Raw genomic sequence first — 2,088 nt, 5'->3', positions numbered from 1 at the left:
GGGCCGCGGCCCCCGGTGCCCGCCCGGCCGCGCCGGCGGCGCCGGCTGGTGGTCTACGGCGTGCTCGGGCTGGTCGGCGCGCTGCTGGCGACCGGCGTGGGCACCTACTTCTGGGCCGACTCCAAGCTGAACCACCAGAACGTGCTGGCCGACTACCCCGGCCGGCCCGCCGCGGGCCAGGGCACCAACTGGCTGATCGTCGGTTCGGACAGCCGCGACGGCCTGAGCGACGCGCAGAAGCAGGACCTGCACACCGGCTCGGACGACGGCAAGCGCAGCGACTCGATGATGATCCTGCACATCGGCGCCCACGGGAACACGCTGATGAGCATCCCGCGGGACTCCTGGGTGCCGATCCCCGCGCACCTGGACACCGCGGGCAGCGGCCGCACCGTCCCGGCCACCACCTCGAAGATCAACTCGGCCTTCAACAACGGCGGCGGCGAGCTGCTGGTCCGCACCGTCGAGCAGAACACCGGCATCCGCATCGACCACTACGCCGAGGTCGGCTTCGCCGGCTTCGTCGGGATCGTCGACGCGGTGGGCGGTGTGCACCTGTGCATCGACAAGGCCGTCCAGGACCAGGACTCCGGACTGAACCTCAAGGCCGGCTGCCAGACCCTGAACGGCACCCAGTCGCTGGCCTTCGTCCGCCAGCGCCACCAGATGGCCGACCAGGACCTGGGCCGGATGCGCAACCAGCAGAAGTTCCTCTCCACGCTGGCCCACCAGGCCGCCACCCCGAGCACCCTGCTGAACCCGTTCACCTTCTACCCGCTGGTCGACTCCGGCCTGGGCACCCTGATCGTCGACGACGGCACCGGACTGACCGACCTGGGCTCGCTCTTCGAGGCGATGAAGACGGTCAGCAGTGGCGAGGGCAGGAGCATCACCATCCCGATCGCCAACCCGGACTACCGCACCAACACCGGCGAGTCGGCGGTGAAGTGGAACCCGGGCGAGGCGAAGCAGGTGTTCGACGCGATCAAGAACGACACCCCGGTTCCCGCGTTCTGACGGACAGTGGGGTCACGCTCGGTCACACTGGGCCCATGTCGCTGGTGACTTCGCTGATCTACCGCCGCCGCCTGCCGCTGCTCGGGCGGCTGGTGCGCGAACTGCTCGCCCTCTACGGGGTGGAGGTGCCGGCCGCCGCCGAGATCGGCCCGGAGCTGAAGGTCTACCACCGCGGCTTCGGCACCGTGCTGCACCCCTACACCACGCTGGGCCGCGGGGTCACGCTCTACAACGGGGTGACCATCGGCCGGGCCGACCCCTGGGTGCCCCAGGAGGCGAGCGCGATGGAGCGGATCGTGCTGGAGGACGACGTGGTGGTCTGCGCCGGCGCCAAGGTCCTCTGCAAGCGCGGGGTGCTCACGGTGGGTGCGGGCACGGTGATCGGGGCGAACGCGGTGCTCACCCGGTCCACCGGGGCGGACGAGATCTGGGCGGGGGCGCCGGCCCGGCTGGTCGGCCGGCGCACCGACCGGACGGCCGGGCCGCACCCGCACCCGGCGCCGGAGCCGGCGCTCAGGACGTGAAGGTCACGCCCTCGTTGCTCGGCTGGAGCGAGCCGACGGTGAAGCCGGCCGCGGAGACCAACAGCTGCTGGACCGGCTTGCCGTTGAGGTCCAGCACGTGCGCGTCCGTCTGGGTGGTCTCGTCGGGCGGGGTGACGGTGACGCCGGCCAGCACGTGGCAGCTGGGGTCGGCCTTGTCGCAGGCGGCCCACTTGAGACCGGCGAAGGCGGAGGTGTGCGGCTTGAGCGTGCTCGCCACCGGTGCACCCGGGTAGGCGACCCGGTTGGTGGACAGGCTCAGCTGGCTGTTGTCCGCCAGCCGGCCGCCGTAGCCGAGGTAGCCGTCGATGGTGCAGGCCCGGCTGCTCATGTTGGTCACCATCACCATGGCCGAGTTCGCCAGGGCCGGCTGCAGCTGGACGGTCACCATGACGTCGTCGGTGTGGCAGCGGTCGACGGCGGCCGGGGAGCCCTTGGTGTCGGTGCTCCTGCCCGGCTTCACGCTCGGCGACCCGGACGGCTGCGCCGACCCCGCGGGCGCCGACCCGGCCGGCTGGCCGGGGGCGGC

The 2,088-nt window shown here is 72.0% G+C and carries 3 protein-coding genes; 2 read left to right on the top strand and 1 reads right to left on the bottom strand.

Annotated elements, in window-relative coordinates; all coding sequences use genetic code 11:
• Together ACQRUO_RS39280 and ACQRUO_RS39275 are read left to right on the top strand one after the other, a co-directional pair.
• A partial coding sequence (locus ACQRUO_RS39280) for an LCP family protein (protein WP_428320978.1) occupies nucleotides 1–1,017 on the top strand: 1,017 nt, incomplete at its 5' end.
• Between the two features lie 35 nt (nucleotides 1,018–1,052).
• Nucleotides 1,053–1,541 (top strand): serine O-acetyltransferase, encoded by a 489-nt coding sequence (locus ACQRUO_RS39275; RefSeq protein WP_428320977.1) that lies wholly within the window; start codon nucleotides 1,053–1,055, stop codon nucleotides 1,539–1,541.
• Here ACQRUO_RS39275 and ACQRUO_RS39270 read toward each other — a convergent pair.
• The coding region (locus ACQRUO_RS39270) for a DUF4232 domain-containing protein (protein ID WP_428320976.1) at nucleotides 1,531–2,088 on the bottom strand (558 nt) is incomplete at its 5' end. The two genes, ACQRUO_RS39275 and ACQRUO_RS39270, sit on opposite strands and share 11 nt — an antisense overlap.

It is taken from the genome of Kitasatospora sp. LaBMicrA B282 (assembly GCF_050325825.1).
Taxonomy (GTDB): Bacteria; Actinomycetota; Actinomycetes; order Streptomycetales; family Streptomycetaceae; genus Kitasatospora.
Note: the sequence above shows the minus strand (reverse complement) of the source record. Positions and strands in the feature narration are given on the sequence as shown.